This window comes from Leptolyngbya sp. Cla-17, from assembly GCF_016807185.1.
Classification (GTDB): domain Bacteria; phylum Cyanobacteriota; class Cyanobacteriia; order Leptolyngbyales; family Leptolyngbyaceae; genus ULC077BIN1.
Genome location: NZ_JAEVYN010000002.1, coordinates 2,736,487 through 2,754,650 on the forward strand (window position 1 = coordinate 2,736,487; position 18,164 = coordinate 2,754,650).

Annotated in this window: 18 protein-coding genes; 17 read left to right on the forward strand and 1 reads right to left on the reverse strand. The window is 50.0% G+C overall.

The genetic code is table 11. The annotated features are described in order from the left end of the window. Nucleotides 1-47 precede the first annotated feature (47 nt). The 16 genes from JOY44_RS23575 (at nucleotide 48) to JOY44_RS23650 (ending at nucleotide 17,095) form a co-directional block, all read left to right on the forward strand. Nucleotides 48-1,757, forward strand: coding sequence for a phage tail sheath family protein (locus tag JOY44_RS23575; protein WP_171575806.1), 1,710 nt, complete (start codon nucleotides 48-50; stop codon nucleotides 1,755-1,757). A 124-nt stretch (nucleotides 1,758-1,881) separates the two neighbouring features. Then, the gene (locus JOY44_RS23580) at nucleotides 1,882-2,415 is read left to right on the forward strand and encodes a phage tail protein (protein WP_171575807.1); all 534 of its coding nucleotides are present in this window, start codon (nucleotides 1,882-1,884) and stop codon (nucleotides 2,413-2,415) included. 63 nt (nucleotides 2,416-2,478) lie between these two features. Beyond that, nucleotides 2,479-2,958 (forward strand): phage tail protein, encoded by a 480-nt coding sequence (locus JOY44_RS23585; RefSeq protein WP_171575808.1) that lies wholly within the window; start codon nucleotides 2,479-2,481, stop codon nucleotides 2,956-2,958. 75 nt (nucleotides 2,959-3,033) lie between these two features. Further along, on the forward strand, nucleotides 3,034-3,549 hold the full coding sequence (locus JOY44_RS23590; protein WP_242541816.1) for a phage tail protein: 516 nt from the start codon (nucleotides 3,034-3,036) through the stop codon (nucleotides 3,547-3,549). A gap of 9 nt (nucleotides 3,550-3,558) precedes the next feature. Beyond that, nucleotides 3,559-3,900 carry a hypothetical protein gene (locus JOY44_RS23595; protein ID WP_171575810.1) on the forward strand — a complete coding sequence of 114 codons (342 nt, stop codon included), beginning with the start codon at nucleotides 3,559-3,561 and terminating at the stop codon, nucleotides 3,898-3,900. Between the two features lie 14 nt (nucleotides 3,901-3,914). Then, entirely contained in the window at nucleotides 3,915-4,289 is a 375-nt protein-coding gene (locus JOY44_RS23600) for a phage tail assembly protein (RefSeq protein ID WP_171575811.1), read from the forward strand. Beyond that, nucleotides 4,286-4,426, forward strand: coding sequence for a DUF6760 family protein (locus tag JOY44_RS23605; RefSeq protein ID WP_171575812.1), 141 nt, complete (start codon nucleotides 4,286-4,288; stop codon nucleotides 4,424-4,426). The genes JOY44_RS23600 and JOY44_RS23605 overlap by 4 nt, the downstream gene beginning before the upstream one ends. 101 nt (nucleotides 4,427-4,527) lie before the next feature. Next, a complete protein-coding gene (locus tag JOY44_RS23610; RefSeq protein ID WP_171575813.1) occupies nucleotides 4,528-6,174 on the forward strand; it encodes a CHASE2 domain-containing protein in 1,647 nt (548 codons plus the stop codon). Further along, nucleotides 6,167-6,433 (forward strand): hypothetical protein, encoded by a 267-nt coding sequence (locus tag JOY44_RS23615; protein ID WP_171575814.1) that lies wholly within the window; start codon nucleotides 6,167-6,169, stop codon nucleotides 6,431-6,433. Before JOY44_RS23610 ends, JOY44_RS23615 begins: the two co-directional genes overlap by 8 nt. Continuing rightward, the gene (locus JOY44_RS23620; RefSeq protein ID WP_171575815.1) at nucleotides 6,433-6,975 is read left to right on the forward strand and encodes a phage tail protein; all 543 of its coding nucleotides are present in this window, start codon (nucleotides 6,433-6,435) and stop codon (nucleotides 6,973-6,975) included. The genes JOY44_RS23615 and JOY44_RS23620 overlap by 1 nt, the downstream gene beginning before the upstream one ends. A gap of 30 nt (nucleotides 6,976-7,005) precedes the next feature. Next, entirely contained in the window at nucleotides 7,006-10,974 is a 3,969-nt protein-coding gene (locus JOY44_RS23625; protein ID WP_171575816.1) for a hypothetical protein, read from the forward strand. A gap of 20 nt (nucleotides 10,975-10,994) precedes the next feature. Then, nucleotides 10,995-11,528: a hypothetical protein gene (locus JOY44_RS23630; protein ID WP_171575817.1), complete on the forward strand. Its 534-nt coding sequence runs from the start codon at nucleotides 10,995-10,997 to the stop codon at nucleotides 11,526-11,528. 30 nt (nucleotides 11,529-11,558) lie between these two features. Further along, a complete protein-coding gene (locus JOY44_RS23635; RefSeq protein WP_171575818.1) occupies nucleotides 11,559-13,220 on the forward strand; it encodes a VgrG-related protein in 1,662 nt (553 codons plus the stop codon). Between the two features lie 10 nt (nucleotides 13,221-13,230). Next, on the forward strand, nucleotides 13,231-13,728 hold the full coding sequence (locus JOY44_RS23640; protein WP_171575819.1) for a PAAR domain-containing protein: 498 nt from the start codon (nucleotides 13,231-13,233) through the stop codon (nucleotides 13,726-13,728). A gap of 101 nt (nucleotides 13,729-13,829) precedes the next feature. Continuing rightward, nucleotides 13,830-16,511 carry an eCIS core domain-containing protein gene (locus JOY44_RS23645; protein ID WP_197985713.1) on the forward strand — a complete coding sequence of 894 codons (2,682 nt, stop codon included), beginning with the start codon at nucleotides 13,830-13,832 and terminating at the stop codon, nucleotides 16,509-16,511. A 131-nt stretch (nucleotides 16,512-16,642) separates the two neighbouring features. Then, nucleotides 16,643-17,095 (forward strand): YbjN domain-containing protein, encoded by a 453-nt coding sequence (locus JOY44_RS23650; RefSeq protein ID WP_171575820.1) that lies wholly within the window; start codon nucleotides 16,643-16,645, stop codon nucleotides 17,093-17,095. Nucleotides 17,096-17,194: 99 nt separating this feature from the next. Here JOY44_RS23650 and JOY44_RS23655 read toward each other — a convergent pair whose 3' ends face one another. Then, the gene (locus JOY44_RS23655; protein WP_171575821.1) at nucleotides 17,195-17,401 is read right to left on the reverse strand and encodes a hypothetical protein; all 207 of its coding nucleotides are present in this window, start codon (nucleotides 17,399-17,401) and stop codon (nucleotides 17,195-17,197) included. 12 nt (nucleotides 17,402-17,413) lie between these two features. Here JOY44_RS23655 and JOY44_RS23660 point away from each other — a divergent pair, with 12 nt between their 5' ends. Next, nucleotides 17,414-18,061: a restriction endonuclease subunit R gene (locus JOY44_RS23660; protein WP_171575822.1), complete on the forward strand. Its 648-nt coding sequence runs from the start codon at nucleotides 17,414-17,416 to the stop codon at nucleotides 18,059-18,061. Nucleotides 18,062-18,164 lie beyond the last annotated feature (103 nt).

Sequence of the window (18,164 nt, forward strand, 5' to 3'; positions counted from 1 at the left end):
CTGGGCAATGTGCTTTCCATCCCTCATCCATAAACGGAGTGTGAATCATGGCATTGGATTATTTTGCTCCTGGTGTATACGTTGAAGAGGTCGATCGCGGCAGTCGCCCCCTCGAAGGCATCAGCATGAGCGTGGCGGGGTTTGTGGGCTTCACTGAAGACGTGCGGGGCGATGCGGATTTATTTAAACCCCTGTTGATCACCAATTGGGGACAATACCTGGAATGCTTTGCCAAGCCGGGTTCAGATGGCTTCACAGACTTTGATGCCTACCTGCCCTTCGCGGTGCAGGGCTGGTTTCAGAACGGTGGCGGACGCTGTTGGGTAGTGAGCATTGGCACCAAGCTGCCGGGAACTCCAGCCCCCTCGCCCGATGAAACTGCGACCCGATTGCTCACCTCTGCCCGCAAGCCTTCCCTCAGTTTCAACCTCAAGCCGTCGGAAGCGGAGGAGGATGGTGCTTTGGCATTACCAGGTGCAGATCGAATTACGGTCACCATCCAGGAAAGTGAACCCAAGCCTGTAGAGGATGCTGACTCCGACGCTGAACCACCGTTTAACACGGGGGAATTCTTCACCGTGCTGGTTAGTAGCGACGGTCGGGTGCTGGAAACCTTCCCTCATCTGTCGATGAACCCACAAGTGGAAACGGCTGTGGCAGATTATGCGGTGACGGCTCTGGAAGCATCCGAATATCTCACGGTTGCCGACCTATCCGCCGAGACTGGTCGCCCCCTGTCGCGCCGCCCGAACAATGGGCGCTACGAAGTGGCACCGCCGCCTTACATTGCCCCCGTTGAGCGCCTGTCGAGAGACATGCACGGGGTGCGGGATGAACGATGCGGCATTCAAGGCTTGTTTGAAATTGATGAAGTGGCGATGATTGCCTGCCCCGACCTGATGCGGGCATTTCAGAACGGCATGCTGGATCTCGACCAGATTCACGCCATTATGGAAATGATGGTGAGTACGTGCGAAAACTCTTTCCCAGGTCCTGCTTATCGCATGGTGGTGTTGGATGCACCGCCCGTAAAATTGCGACGGGGTGAAGCGCCAGTCGCGCCAGAGGAACAAAAACCCCAGGATGTAGCGCAGTGGCTGAGCCATTTCAATCGGCGCTCAATGTTTGGCGCACTCTACTATCCCTGGATTAAGGTCGCCAATCCGCGCAACAACAATCGCCCGATCATGATCCCGCCCTGTGGACACATGATGGGGATCTGGTGTCGCACCGATGAGTCTCGCGGCGTATTCAAAGCCCCCGCAAACGAAACCCCAAGAGGTGTGTTGGGATTGGCATATGAAACTAATATGCGCGAACAAGAACTGCTGAACCCACTAGGGATCAATTGCATCCGCAACTTTGCCAACTTCAATCGCGGGTATAAAGTTTGGGGTGCCCGTACCCTAGTTGAACCCGATAATGTGCAATGGCGGTACATCAGTGTGCGGCGCTTGATCAGCTACATCGAAAAGACGATCGAACTTGGCACCCAATGGGTCGTTTTTGAACCCAACGATGAAGACTTGTGGGCGCGAGTTAACCGCACTGTCGAAGGCTTCCTGACACGGCTATGGCGGGATGGAGCGCTATTTGGAGCCAGTCCTAATGAGGCGTTCTATGTCAAATGTGATGGGGAGTTAAATACCCCTGACACGATGATGCTCGGTCGTCTGTATGTCGAAGTGGGGGTTTGCCCAGTGCGTCCGGCAGAATTTGTCATCTTCCGCATCAGTCAGTGGGCTCCGAACCAGTAAGCACTTTTCATGCGGTCGTGCTTTAGACCGATGATTGACCATAGGCAGGGATGTTCCACTGACCTCCCTACCTATGAAACCAACATTGTGACAACACTCCCCTTTTATTTCAAAGGAATCGATTATGCAAGCAGGTGGAAATCCGGTCAAACCAATTACAACGAGTTATTTCTACGTTGAATTTGATCGCTTGACCGAGAAGCCGGTCAAAAGTGTGCAGGAGATTAAGTTCTCGGGACAGGTGAAGGGTCACGAAAAAGCCCTAGCATCCACCAAAGGCGGTAAAACCTTGCGTCAGAGTACCTCAACCGGGTTTGAAGAAAATCCCAACTTCACGATCGAAGTGTATCTGCGTGAAGGCGACATGGATTTTTACAACTGGTTCAACGAAACAATGCCTACCAACTACTCGGCTGGTACGGGTGGGGCTGCGGGCAAAGGGAAATGGGCCGATAACCGCCGCAGCGGCGCGATCACGGCTTACGATCCCGGCGATAAACCCATTTTGCGATGGAACATCAAAAACGCTTGGATTAAAAGCTACAAGCTGTCCGATTTTGCCGCGGATGGCAGCGATTTTGCCGTTGAAACGCTGGAATTGGTTTGTGAAGATATTCGTCGCGTTGATCCGGGGAAAACGGATTATGCGACACAGTAGATGGCGCTAATCAGCTTTCTCTAATCATTGTTTGCCCCATTAATTTGATCACTGGAGAGTTTCATGGCAAAAGATGAAGTTTTGGCGAATTCAAAGTTCTATTTACTCATTGGCGATTACACGGGACTAATTGTCAAAAAAGTGAGTGGGCTGTCCGTTACGTTCGATACCGCTGGCGATACGAAGTCGTTCGGGGTGCGTAAAGACGCAGCCAGCTTTATGCAAGCCACGGTGACGGGGGTCACGAGTGGAGCGATGACAGTGGAATTTGTTGCCACTCAAGAAGATAAATCGATGCATGATTGGTATCGAGCCTCCCATTCATCTGGGGGACCGACGGCAGGCAAAGGGTCGTCTAGCGGTGGGGAACGCAAAGATGCAACGCTCACGGTGTATAACCAGAAAGGAGAAGCGGCGGCTGAGTGGAACTTTTCGGGGGTTTTCCCTCAATCCTACACAACGTCTAAACTGGAACCAGGAAGTACGGAATTGTTTACGGAGAAGGTGGAGTTTGTGTATGAAACCTGTCACCGGACAAAATAAGGTTTGGGTGCCATGTCATCCCTGACTCAGGCATAAGGTTTAATTGGCTGATTATCCATGGGGGAGGTGATTGCTGTGACGGCACCCAAATATGAAATTTTAAGTAGTTCTCGGTATTATCTGGAGATTACCCTAGCGGGGTCGAAGGATGAAATTGATGGCTACTTTATGGATTGCCAGGGATTTAAGCGATCGCAAGAAGTTATCTCCGTTTGTGAAGTGATGCCGCAAAAGTGGGGCAGCAAGGATGCCAAAGTGGGGCGAGTCGTACGGACGAAGCTACCCGGAAACAACAAAAGCGAAAACATTATCCTCAAACGTGGCTTGAATGTCTCAGATACGCTCTGGCGCTGGTTTAAGGCGACGGAGGATGGCAAATGGGGAGCGCAACGGCGGGATGGAGACATTACCCTGTACGATCAGAAAGCGGCCATTAAAGCTCGATTTCGCTTTTACAACGCATGGCCTGTGAGTTACAAAATTTCAGATTTGAAAGCGTCTAGTAGCGATTTTGAACTGGAAGAGTTGGAACTGGCGGTTGACGATTTCGTTCGCGTGGATCCAGAAAAGGGCACGGAAATTTCATCATAAGGAGGGGCTGTGCTACAAACCGAGTTTGAGTTTACGTTACCCAAGGGCTATCTGGATGAAGCCGGAAATTTGCACCGCAAAGGGGTGATGCGTTTAGCCACCGCGATCGACGAAATTGTGCCGCTCCGTGATCCACGAGTTCGGTCAAATCCGGCTTATGCCACGGTGATTATCCTGTCGCGGGTGATCACCAAGCTAGGCGCATTAGAAGAAATTTCACCTCAAGTCGTGGAAGGGTTCTTTGCCTGCGATCTGAGCTACCTGCAAAAGTTTTATCGGCAAGTCAACGAATTGGAGGAACCAGAGCGATCAACGAATGGCTCTCCTACACTGGATGCGATCGCGATCTAACAGGTGATTGAACGATGGAGACAGCCCTTCTGACCGAATTTAACTTCAAGTTGCCTCGCGGTTTGGTCGATGCCGGGGGCGTGGTGCATCAAACTGGGGTGATGCGGTTGGCAACGGCACGAGATGAACTGGTGGCTCACAAACATCGTCAGGTGCAGGTGTATCCTGAATATCTAACGCTGGTGCTGTTGGCTCAGGTGATTACCCAACTGGGAACACTGGAATCCCTTACACCAGAGGCTCTAGAGCATCTGTTTACCCAAGATCTCGCCTACTTGCGCGAACTACATAACCGGATTAATCAAGTGGGAAGCGCGAAGATGCCTGTGGACTGTCCTCAATGCCACCATCACTTTGAGACGGAGTTGGTGTTGTCGGGGGAGTCGTGAGCTACCCACTGGAACGGCTCCACCAGGAGGTAGCATTTATCGCGTTACATTTTCATTGGTCGTTGGCAGATATTTTGAACCTGGAGCATCGCGATCGTCGCCGTTGGGTTCAGGAAATTCAAGCCACTCTAACCTGATCCCGTAAAATAGTCGTCTCGACTGGCTGGACGGGCAAGATGCCCACCAACATGAATTGTTCTTGATGCAGCCAGCCCTACTTTAGTCAGGAATCACCTGTATGGCACTCGGAAAATCATCTTTACGTTCCGTGCTCAAGACCGTGTTGTTGACGAGTCTGGTGTTTGTCCTGCCGATTGTCGCGGTGCGATCGCTGGGTGGTTTTGAAGGCGTAGAGTTAGCTGCCTACGATGATTTTTTGCGACGTCGTTCGGTCGAGCAACCCGACGATCGGATTGTGATCATGACCATTAGCGACAATGACATTGAGCGGTTGCAACAATTTCCGATTCATGATGGCACATTAGCTCAGGCACTTCAAAAGCTGGAGAGTTATAAACCACGGGCGATCGGCATGGACATTTCGCGAGATGTGCCTCAAGGTGCGCCTGCTGGACGCAAGCAACTGATTGAGACAATCGCCAGCAGTGAGACGATCGTCTCTGGCTGTTTGCTTAGTACAGAAAATCATCCTGGCTCGCCGCCTGCTCCTGGAACACCTGAGGGCGGAGCCGCGTTTGCCGATTTTCCCCCCGATACCGATCAGGTGATTCGACGAGTTCGTCTGATTTCTACCCCAGCTCCATCGAAAAAGCCAGGTCGGACTCAGCACCTTTGTAACAATGCCAGCGCCGAGAATGAAATTCCCTCCCTTAGCTTTCAGCTAGCGGTGATGTATTTAGCGGCAACGGGAATTAATCCCGAACCGAATGCCAGGGGTGAAATTCAGTTGGGTAAGCGAGTGTTGGAACGCATCGATCCCAGTTTTGGTAGCTACGTCCGGGCTGACGTGAATGACTATCAAATGATGCTGAACTACCGGAGCGCCAAACCCGTGTTTCGGGAGGTGTCGATCAGTGATGTGTTGCAAAATCGAGTTAGTCCTGGGTCAATCCGCGATCGAGTGGTGCTGATTGGCAACACATCCGAAGTGTCAAAGGATTTTCTGGCGACTCCCTTTATTCAAACTCAGCTTGGTCTGCGAAATATGCATGGGGTCATAGTTCATGCTCATGCTGTCAGTCAAATTCTCAGTGCCGTGTTGAATCAACGCCCTCCGATCCGGAGTTGGTCAGACGTGAGCGAGCCATTGTGGATCTGGGTCTGGTCGATCAGTGGCGGCTTGCTTGCCTTTTACAGTCGGCGACTGGGGCTGTTGATATTGGCGCTGATTGGCACGGGTTTAGCGTTGTGGGGAATTTCCTATGGGCTATTTCTGTCTCAGGCGCTATGGATACCATTTGTGCCAACCTTGATCGGCGCAATTTTAACGGCGTTGGGTGTACGATTGGCAGATCTGGCGCAACGGAGCGGCTATGCTCAAGCGCTGTACGAGCAGTTGCGAGAGCAGATGCAGTCGGGTGGGGCGGGACGCGATCGCAAAGGCGATTACCTGGAAAACTTAGTCCGACGCGCCCGGGCAGCCCGACAGGGAGAAGACGCAGCAGCGTTGGTTTCGCTGGGGATGGAACCTGGCGTAACCGCCACACCTGCAATGAAAGCGTTGTATGAGCAAATGGCAACCAAGGTTAGACAGGAACTTGCGGCGGAACAGTTTGCTCAAAAGGTGGCAACAGCTCAAACAGGCAGTGGTACCAGTAAAACCAATCGGATGCAAGCGTTGTTAAGCCGTGCCCAACAATCTCGCACTCAACCTGCAACGGACGCTAACCTAGAATCACCCTCACCGGAGAATTCCCATGCCTGACGATCTCGCCCCCAAACTCGGCTCAGAGGCTCCCTACAACTCGCGTCCGATCGCGGCGGTTAGCCCTGGCGAATATGCGGCTCCGGCTCAGTTTTTGGAAATTGACTCAGCTGAACTAGAAATGCTATCTCAGCTTGCTGCTCAATTGCTGAATGACCCACTGGCAGTTCAACGGTTGAGCGATCGAGTGGTGGAACTGATGCAACAGGATTTGAAATTGCAACAAGAACGAGATCGGGGCTATGGGAGGCGCTGGTAATGGCAAAGTTAAATGAACTGAATTACGTCACAACCAATCGGTTTTATGTAGAGATGGAAAGGCTGGTTACTGCCGCGTTTAGCGAGTGTTCTGGCCTGGATGTGGAGATTGAGAAGGAGGTGTATCAAGAAGGCGGACTGAACAACCAACAGCGGATTTTTCTCAAACAGACTAAATTTGGTGACATCACATTAAAACGGGGGATCACAGATGATCCAGTCTTTTGGGATTGGATCAGACAAAGCGTGACTGCTGGCAATTATCGGCGGCGCAATATCAACATTCTCGTATTTAACCAGGCAGGAGAAACCATGCAGGCGTGGAAGTTAATTGGAGCCGTGCCTGTTAAGTGGAAAACTCCCTCCCTCAACGCTGACTCAAGTACCGTTGCCCTGGAAGAATTGGTGCTCGCGTATGAAGGACTCACGGTGTTTCATAAAGATAGCGTCGATCCAAAATATCGAGTGGATAAAAGCGGCGGGGCTGAGGCTGGTCAAACGATGATGCGCGATCAAAAAGGCTACTTCCCAGGTTCGGAATAGAGTTACCGCCAAGTATGGAAAATTGCCTGTATGACAAACGCCTATAACCCATCCTCTACTTTTTCTTTGCCACCCGAGGAGCAGCCACTCGGCATTCGACGGCCCCTCCTGCCAACTGCACCGCTGGGGCAGGCAATGCTGCAACCCAAATTTCTTACCCCTTTAGGCGCGAAACCGTTAACAGTCCTCAATCCAGCGGTCTTCTTATCCAGGCAACAATCGGCTGAACCTGACTGGCAATCTCCCTTTGAAGCTGATTTTTTCGACCCACCAGAGACTCTGAGATCGCCCGAAGCCGCTCCCCCTCAAGTGCAGTTGCAACCATCTCCAAATTTGATCTCCCCTGCCCCCCTTAATAAGAGGGGAGTAGAACTGAATGAAGTTTTCCTTAACAATGAGGGGGAAATCGGCGTGAATGAAGTCCCCCTTATCGAGGGGGATTTAGGGGGATCTGATTCAACATCCGTCATGGAGAGTGAAACAGGCATTAGTGATGCACCTATGCAGCGAGAGCTAGTTAGCCGCGAGGTTTCATCGATTCCCTCAACACTAGAACAATCATCAACGATCGCGGCTGCAATCCAGCCTGCTCGCATCGAAAATCCATCTCAATCCGCCATTCAACCAGCACCAGAGACTCAATCATTGACTCCAGATGCGCCAGTTCACGGCGATCGCATCGAAAACCTCTCACAATCTGATATTCAACCAGCATCCGAGCAACTATCTGGTAGTGAGGCATTAATTCAGCCGGAGCGAACGGAGTCAACGTCCGAGCCAACAGTTCAACTGAAAGCAGACCAATCGGGTGCTGATGTATCGCAGCCTGAACCAATACGTTTTATAACGCCTCAGTCAGACAGTATCAACGTATCGCAGTCTGATTCAGCAAGAGCTACTTCATCACTTCAACCAGAAGTAAGCCAATCAGATGTCAGGGTTGATGCCGCGATCGAGCCTAGCTCAATTGCAATTCCGTCTCCAATTCAACGATCGCCAGAGTCTCAATCTAATTCCTCTGCTTCACTTCAGCCTGATCGCATCGAAACGACTCAGACCATAAATCAAGAGGCTGTTATTGACAGTGACAGATTGAACGTTCACGATCTCGTTGAAGCGACTCAAACCACAGATCAACTCGCTGAAAATCAATCAGATAGCACTGATTTGCTGCAACTTGATCGTGTTGAAAGTGCCACGGTAACATCCGCTCAGTCCATTCTTAATGAGCAGTATGATCAACCCACTTTGACAGATGCACCAACTAAAGTCGATCAAGTTGCACCTGTCCCATCGCCAAAAGTGAGTCAGGCAAATGCTGCCACTCAGCCCAAATCAATTGAAACTACGACTCAACTAGTCAGTCAACCACCCACCAATCCATTATCTAATGCTGCACTTCAACGAGAATTGATCGCAGATGTCAGCAGTCAACCGATGACTGAGAAGATTGAAACCGAACCAGAGATCAGCAATGCTCCAGTTCAGCAAGAGCAAAGCAACCTTATTTCATCAATATCGCCAGTAGAGTCACAGTTAACGATCTCAGATACTCCAGTCCAGCTTGATCGTCTTGAAACTTTGGCTCAACCAACCATTGAAACCCGCTCAGACATTACTGAGACTTCAGAGATTGCAGATACTCCAGTCCAACCTGATCGCGTTGAACCTCCTCAATCGCCTGTTGAGCACGACTCAGACATTACTGAGACTTCAACGATTGCTGATGATCGCATTGAAACTCCTCAATCAACCATTGAAACTCGCTCAGACATTACTGAGACTTCAGTGATCGCAGATAGTTTAGTCCAACCTGATCGCGTTGAAACGCCTCAACTGCCTGTTGAGCACGACTCAGACATTACTGAGACTTCAACGATCGCTGATGATCGCATTGAAACTCCTCAACTAACCATTGAAACTCGCTCAGATGTTGCTGAGACTTCAGTGATCCCGGATACTCCAGTCCAACTCGATCGCCTTGAGACTTCAGTGATCCCGGATACTCCAGTCCAACTCGATCGCCTTGAGACTTCAGTGATCCCGGATACTCCAGTCCAACTCGATCGCCTTGAGACTTCAACGATCGCAGATACTCCAGTCCAGCTTGATCGCCTTGAAATTCCTCAACCAACCGTTGAAACTCACTCAGATGTTGCTGAGACTTCAGTGATCCCGGATACTCCAGTCCAACTCGATCGCATTGAGACTTCACAACCAGCTATTGAAACTTACTCTGATGTCACTGAGACTTCAGCGATCGCAGATAGTTTAGTCCAACCTGATCGTCTTGAAACTTTTGCTCAGCCAACCATTGAAACCCACTCAGACATTACTGAGACTTCAGTGATCGCAGATACTCCAGTCCAGCTTGATCGCCTTGAACCTCCTCAATTGCCTGTTGAGCATGACTCAGATATTGCTGGGGTTTCAACGATCGCCGATAGTTTAGTCCAACCTGATCGCGTTGAGACTTCACAACCAACCATTGAAACTCGCTCAGACATTACTGAGACTTCAGCGATTGCTGATGATCGCCTTGAAACTCCTCAATCAACCGTTGAAGCTCACTCAGATGTTACTGAGACTTCAGTAATCGCAGATACTCCAGTCCAGCTTGATCGCCTTGAGACTTCAGTGATCGCCGATAGTTTAGTCCAACTCGATCGCATTGAGACTTCACAACCACCTGTTGAACATCAATTAAATGTTACTGAGACTTCAGCGATCGCAGATATTCCAGCCCAGCTTGATCGTCTTGAAACTTTTGCTCAACCAACTATTGAAACTCACTCAGATGTTACTGAGACTTCAGCGATCGCCGATAGTTTAGTCCAACCTGATCGCATTGAGACTTCACAACCAACCATTGAAACTCGCTCAGACATTGCCGACATTTCAACGATCGCAGATACTCCTGTTCAACCCGAGCGTCTTGAAACTTTGGCTCAATCAACCATTGAAAGTCGCTCAAATATTGCTGAGACTTCAACAATCGCAGATACTCCAGTCCAGCTTGATCGCCTTGAACCTCCTCAAACACCTGTTGAAACTCGCTCAGACATTGCCAACATTTCAACGATCTCGGATACTCGTCATCCTGATCGCCTTGCAACTTTTGCTCAACCGATTATCGAGCATTCAGGTATCAACGATACTCAAGCTGATGCGATTGAAGCGGAGAATTACTTAGATAATGTCGATGCTCCTGCTAATGCAATCGAATCCTCTGCTTCAACAGCGATTCAGCCGAAGCTAGAGCCAGCGATCTCTGAAGTGTCTCAGAGGCGTGAAAAAGAGGGTCAATCGAATCCTCTGCCTGAACTGCCTGTGGTGTTGCAACGGTTATCCGTGTTGGAACCTCTGGTGCAAATGCAATCCCTAACTCCAGTACCACTCTCTCCTGTAGCAAGCCACGATCAGAGTACTACGCCAACAGATGAACCAGTGATCACCCATTCAAACTGGCAAACCGACTGGAACGAGCCACAATCTCTCAATCAAACTGGCACCATTCCAGGTATGTCATCTGACTCACCAACTGAGTGGTCAAGTATTGCCGATCTATTTCAAGCGGAGAAAACGCCACGCCCAACTTCAGCGCCAAGTGTTTCGGAGTGGGCAAGCATCGAAGAATTATTTCAATCATCGACTGAATCTAACCCTGCGCCTCAACTGCAAACCAGGGTAGAACCAAATGATCTGTTCCAATCGCAGTCCTCACAACTAGATACAGCAGAAGGTTACGCGGATTTGAATTTGTATCCCATTACCGCTGGGGTTGATCGGATTCAACGAGAACCAGACTCCTCAATTACCCTGCCTGCAACTCCTTTACCTGCAACTATTGAAACCAGCGAGGAGCCGTCTGCCTCTCAGCAAGACATCGCCTCACCGGAGCAGCTAGAGCGGTTGGCGCATGAGGTGTATCGATTGGTGCGGCATCGGTTAGCCCTGGAACGGGAGAGAGTGGGACAGTTTTATTCAGGACGGCTGTAATTATCTGGAGGTGAATCATCATGCAGTTAGAAAAAGCGGTTATGCAGCCAGCCCAGGGCGAGACGGCCCAAAAGATTGAGTTTATGTTTAACCCGACTGAGTTGAAATTTGCTCGTAGCGTCAGTATCGAGCAATCGGAAGGAGCGCGGACAGACTCTGGACAAAACAAAACTAGCTTCAAACATCCCAACCCCTACACGCTAACGATCAGCAACATTATCCTGGACACTTACGAGAAGAAGGAAGGCGATCGCAACGTGCTGAAACCGCTCAAACCGTTTACGGATGCCGTTGCCTACGCCAAAGGGGGAGAGGGAAATCAGCAGCGTCCACCCATCTATATCTTCACCTGGGGCACTAACACCTACCTGCGCTGTTTCGTCAAAACCTGCAACTTTCGCCTGACCCTGTTTCTGCCTGATGGCACACCCGTGCGGGCAATTCTGGATTTAAATCTGGAGCAAGCAGATGACAGTACACCTCAGCCATCGCTGGGCACACCCAATGTGAGTCTGGCACAGCGCCAAACTCAGGGCAGACCACTGTTTGAATAGCTAATTTGAGTTACCAACCGGGATACCACAATGCCACAATATTTTCCCGAACTGAAACTAGAGATTAATGGAGCAAATGCGTCCACTGAGCTGATGAATGACATTTTGCAGGTCTCGGTAGAGGAGAGTTTGCACCTGCCTAGTATGTTCACCATTGTGTTAGAGAATTCAGCGTTTTCCGGCCGCTCAGACGAAACGATGTGGGAACACGGCAACGATTTTGCGATGGGTACCGAGATTCGGATTGGCTTTAGTAACAGCACGACTCAAGCCGGCAAATATCAGCAGGAAAAAACGGGTTGGGTGATTTCGGGTGAAGTGACGGCGATCGAAACCCACTTCACTGACGGATCGCAAGCACCGATTATCATCCGGGGTTACGATCGCTCCCATCGTCTGCATCGTGGTCGGTATAACCGTTCTTTCCAAAACATGACCGACACCGATCTCGTCAGAAAGATAATTGGCGAAATCGGGATTCAAGCAGGAACCATTAACGACAGCGGCGCACCCCACGACTACGTGTTTCAAGAAAACCAGACCAACATGGAATTTTTGCGCGAACGGGCTGCCCGCAATGGGTTTGAGCTATTTGTTCAGGATGGTAAACTGCATTTTCGCGCCCCCAAGCAAGACCAATCCCTGACGATGACATGGCTGGATGACCTGTCCAGCTTTCGGGTGCGAGTTACTAGCGCCGAACAGGTGAACAATGTGGAAGTGCGCGGTTGGAATTACAAACAGAAACAGGCGATCGTGGGGACTCACAGCACCAACGGAGTTCTGACTAAAACCGACCACGGTGAAGGTCAAAGAACCAGTTCCAAGTTTCAGCCCCCAGCCCCCAAACTAATCGTGGTTGACCAACTGGTTGATAACATCAACGAAGCACAAAAGATGGCAAAAGCGCTGTTCAACGAACTGTGTGATGAATTTGTCCATGCTGACGCTCAGGCGCCCGGCGATCCTGATATTCGCCCCGGACGCGTGGTAACGCTCAGTGGTGCGCAAATGGGCAAGTATGCAGGCAAGTATTACATCACCGAAACTCATCACGTGTTTAACGCACGCACCTATACCACCTCCTTCAGTGTGCGCGGTTTGCGCGGCGGCGATTTGTTGTCGCTGCTTTCTCCTGCCACGCGGTTGCAACCGGGGCAAACGTTGCTCATTGGCAAAGTGACCAACAATAATGATCCAGACGGCTTAGGGCGAGTGCGGGTGAAATTTCCCACCCTGACAGAAGACCACGAAAGTCAATGGGCTAGGGTCGTGGCGATCGGGGCTGGCAAGAACCGTGGCTTTGATTGTTTGCCCGAAATCGATGATGAAGTGCTGGTTGGGTTTGAGCATGGCGATATCCACCGCCCGTTTGTGATTGGTGGTTTGTGGAACGGACAGGATAGCCCACCCGAAAGCGTCAGCAGTAGCGTAATGGGAAGTAAGGTGCGACTCCGCACCATTAAAACCCGAACAGGGCACCAAATACAGTTTGTTGAAGAACCCAACGGTGGCAGTCAAGCGGGCATCACCATCAAAACCGTTGGCGGGCATCTGGTGCAGATGAACGATACAGATCGCAGCATCACTCTATCATCAACTGGAAACCTGAAGATCCAAGCCGGGGGCAACATTGACATCAATGCCACTGGCATGATCACCGTTCAGGGAGCCATGATTAAACTCAATTAGAACCAACACTATGGGACAACCCGCTGCCCGCCTGACTGATCCTGTTGCCCATCCGCTCCCACCCGTACTCACGGGTGGACCCGGTAGCCCCACTGTTTTTATTGGTGGACTTCCCGCCTGGAGGGGGGTGCCCCTGGCTGCCGCTGCTGCCATTCAAAACGCCAAAGCAGCTTCCGATACCACGATTAAAACCACGGAAGCCGCCACCCTCGCTGCGGCTGGAACTCCCGGTGCCCCAGCCGCCAAGGCAACCGAAGAAACCACCAAAGCGACGGCAGCAACCACAATGGGCAGCACTATCACAGCCAGCGCAGGCGGAGCCGATATTCACAATTGCGCGACTCCCTTGCCAATACCACCCCATGGACCCGGTGTCGTGATTAATGGTAGCCAAACCGTGTTGATCAATGGGTTGTCTGCCTGTTTTCTAGGTAATACGATTGTCGAAGCAGTGGGTCCACCAAACAAAATTGTGATGGGATGCCCAACCGTTTTTATTGGTCCATAAAAAAAGTCCTGACTTTAGTCAATGGTCAGGATTAAAAAAGTGCTTCACAATCGCATTACCTATAAGCATTCTCCCGACCCTATTGTGCTTGGAGCCTCCTTATGCAGATTCGCTCTTCCCTTCAGCGTCGCAGCAATTCTGAATCAAGCGATCGCTTGGTTGCCAACATTAAGCCGCGATCGTGGAGTGACCCACCACAGCAGCAGGACACCCACCCGCAACCCACCCGACACGACTTTTCCCACGTCGATTTGTTTGCCCACGATCCGGGACCCCGTACCATTAACTTCGGCATTCAGCCCAAGCTAACGGTGGGTGCGCCGAATGATGTGTATGAGCAGGAAGCCGATCGCGTGGCGGCACAAGTCGTGCAGCGTCTCAACGCCCCGCCCCCGAATCCACCATCACCAGGGCGATCTCAGTCCGACCCATCGGTTCAACGGGAAACTTTACCCGACGAAGAAGAACTCCAGATGAAACCAATGGCTGACCGAATCCAGCGCGTGGACATGCCAGAGGAAGACGAATTGCAGATGCAACCAATGGTCGACCAAATCCAGCGCGTGGACATGCCAGAGGAAGACGAATTGCAGATGCAACCAATGGCTGACCAGATCCAGCGCGTGGACATGCCAGAGGAAGACGAATTGCAGATGCAACCAATGGTCGACCAAGTCCAGCGTGTGGACATGCCGGAGGAAGAAGAACTCCAGATGAAACCAATGGCTGACCAGATCCAGCGCGAGGACATGCCAGAGGAAGAAGAACTCCAGATGAAGTCTATGGTGCAACGGCAAGCCGGAGGGGAAGCTGTCACTGCCAGTGCAAACTTAGAAAGCTCGATTCAACAAGCTCGTAGCGGAGGACAACCCCTCGCTGACCCCATCCGGCAACCCATGGAGCAGGCATTTGGGGCTGATTTTAGTGGAGTAAAAGTTCATACCGATACGCAGTCCGATCAATTGAATCGCTCGATTCAGGCGAAAGCATTTACCACCGGGCAAGATGTGTTCTTTCGGCAGGGAGCCTATGAGCCGGGAAGCCGGGGGGGACAGGAGTTGATAGCCCATGAGTTGACCCATGTAGTGCAGCAGACTGGCAGCCCAGCCACTCTGCAACGAGACTATGATACATCCCAAAATTTGCCCACCTCAGCTAGTCTGACCACCGAGTTTCAATCTAAAAAACAAATGGGACGGGCCAAACCTTGGCGGTTTGGCAAGGCAAATGCCGAACTTAAGAAGGTTTTTGGAGTTTTAGATGAGTATCAGTCATATTTAAACGCCTATGGAGTGATTGGTCCCGCAGAGTTTGAGGTGGAGGATCAGGTAGAGAATTTGCAACGTAGCCTGAATGGTGTGGTTGCGACAGTCGGGCGTTACGTTCGCAAACGCCCTGAGGGAAAGAAAACTCCTACAGTTCAGGCGCTAGGAACTTTAGCAACCGACGTGTTAAAAAAGCTGACTGTGGTCGGCAGTAACCCCACTAAATATTTAGGGGTGGCATGGAAAAGAATGCTGGTAGTAAGTGGTGGCGACTTAACCGAGTTTCAACAGAATATTGACGTTGTACCTGGTCACGTAAGTGAATTTGAAGCTGATGAGACGGCAATTAACAAAGGCGTAAAACAACTAGATCCTGAAATAGCCGCAGCGATTGAAAAAACCAATAAAGGAATTAAAACGGGTAAAAATGAACAGGGCGAACCCGTAAACATCAGACAGGTGGGAGGTATGGTAGGTCACAATGGAGGTTTATCAGGTGCGTATCTAGTCCCCGATGGGTTCTTCAAACCGTTCTTGCAATCTCCTGTTAGAAATAACTCCGGGTTGGCAGCAGGCTATCAGAATTTTCGGGAAGTGCTTGCTTATGAGATCTCTAAGTATATTAAAGGCTTATTTAAGGACCTTGGGATTGATCAAGATCTCGGTGTTGTAAAAACGAGTTTTGCCGCCTTAAGCAGTGAAAAATTCGCTGAGGGAGGCAAAAGTTGGAATAAAAAAATGACGCAAGCGGGGGCAAAAGCAGTGCCTGAAGCAGAAATGCCAGAACAAGTTGGCATTTGGCAAGAGCGATTGGATATCGATGGTACGATTAAAGATCATCATTATGTAGAGAATGAGAATACTAAAAAGCAAGTTCAGCAAATTGCATTTTTTGACTTAATGACTGGCAACTATGATAGACACAGTGGTAACTTAGTCTTTGACAAAGGCGGTAATCTGCGACCCATCGATCACGGAGAGATCCTGCCTAATTTTGCTCTGTATAAGGAGCATAATTGGGAAGGACATGAGGGGGAGGGTGGTATAGAATCCAAATTCGCTTGGACTAAAACGAAGGCTTCACACAAAGGTTTTTCAGAGGATTTTAAAAAGCTTGCTGAGGCGATAGATCCAGGAACAGTGGTTTCAGATTTGAAGAGGATCGCTGCACAAACTAGTTTGGCACTAGGGTTGGAAAAACTTAGCCATAGAGGAATTAGTGAAGAGTCTTGGCAAATCATGCATCTACACCTGGTGGCTCTTAAGGAAGGGATTATGGCAGGGCTTTCGCCGCTACAATTAGCTATGATTTTCGCCAAGGGTATGAGTGCAACTAGAGAGGACCAGGGCGAGATGTATAAAACCATGGTTAAACTCGACGAAGAACTTCCTATCAGGCAAAATGATCGCACCCAGAGTAGGGAGTTTACACGAAAAGAATTGGCAGAAGCTGAGGAAAAAGTGAAACAAGCGATCCAGAATGGAAAAGAACGCCTTCATCACTATCAGCCAAAATGATCGCACCCAGAGTAGGGAACTTACACGAAAAAAATTGGCAGAAGCTGAGGAAAAAGTGAAACAAGCGATCCAGAATAGAAAAAACGCCTTCGTCCAGATAAGCGGCTAGATGCTAACGCTAAGGCTTAATTATGGAACAAATTTTTGATTCGATTGTTGCGTTCTTCCAGGAGGATGGCTGGCAGGTTGAACTAGACTTTGACAACTGGAGTTTAATGACGAATTTCCAGGGAGCACATGGACAATGGCGTTGCTATGCGTCACTCCAAGAATCGCCAAAGCAGTTTGTGTTTTACTCGATTTGTCCCATCACGGTAGCCACTGAAGACCGTCTCGCCATGGCTGACTTTTTGACTAGAGCGAACTATAATTTGCTCGTGGGCAACTTTGAAATGGATTTTGAGGATGGCGAAATTCGCTACAAAACCAGCCTCAACTTTGAAGGCACACAGTTAGACAATGCCTTACTGAAGCAATTGGCTTATATCAACGTGGTGATGATGAATCAATATCTACCAGGAATCAAAGCCGTTGTTTATGCCAAAGCCTCTCCAGCAGAGGTGATCGCTCAAGTTGAACACTAGCCAAACTTACCGCTTCAGTGCGATCGCCGATCATGTAGAGTGCATTCCTCCAACCAAACCTTCAGCTCAACGCACACATCTTGATGAGAACGCACCATCTCAACCGCGATGGTCGATTATGCTGTGAGATCGGCTTTGCAAATGTGGCGCGATAGTTGTGTGAAAAATGAGAGGGGCGATCGCTCCTGGTGAAGCAGGTGTTTGTGGTGGGCGGGAAAAATGCGATCGTGTGTCGTTGTCACGCGCTGGCTGTAATGGGGGATGACGCGATCGTCGATCCTCTAAGATGAAACTAGATTCAGGCATAGGGGAAGACCAATGGTGCGAACGCTGGCAGCAGATAAAGTAACGCTTTACGACCTGGAACATCGATTCCAGCTACAGCAAACCGAAGATCTATCCTTTTTCTTAGAGTGGCAGGCAGATTTTCCAGCCTTAACAGAAACTGAACAACAACGACTAGTACGGGTTCAAGCGATCGTGGCAAATTTGGAGCGGCGATCAGTATTAGAAAATACCGTCAAACTTGCAGTAGTCGCACCTTTGTTGGATTTATCAGGGCTGTTCCTGCCCCCATTTTATGTCAGCACTGAAGACTCCATAGACATTGAAGCCACAGATGAGAGCATCGTAGTGCGAGGTCGGATCGATATTCTGGTCTTACAGGATCAGCTTTGGGTGCTGGTGATTGAGTCTAAACGAGCCGAATTTTCTCCCAAAGTGGGTATCCCTCAAGTGTTGTCTTATATGCTGGCAGCCCCCAATGGAGATTTCCCCTGTTATGGATTAGTCACCAATGGTACAGATTTTGTCTTCTTGAAGTTGCTCGTTCAGGAAATCCCCCGTTATGCACGATCGCGACAATTTGTTCTAGGGCAAGACCATGATCTAGAACGAGTGTTGCAGATCATGAAACAACTAGCGGAAATTGTTGGCAAGCGGAAATCTGAATTCAAGTTGAATTGAGTGGTCGTGAAAGAGCGATCGCTCGACAAAAACAATTTAATTTCGACTAAAGTTATTGAGAGCTTCGGTCAGGTTTTATCCGGTGATTGATATGGAACGTTGT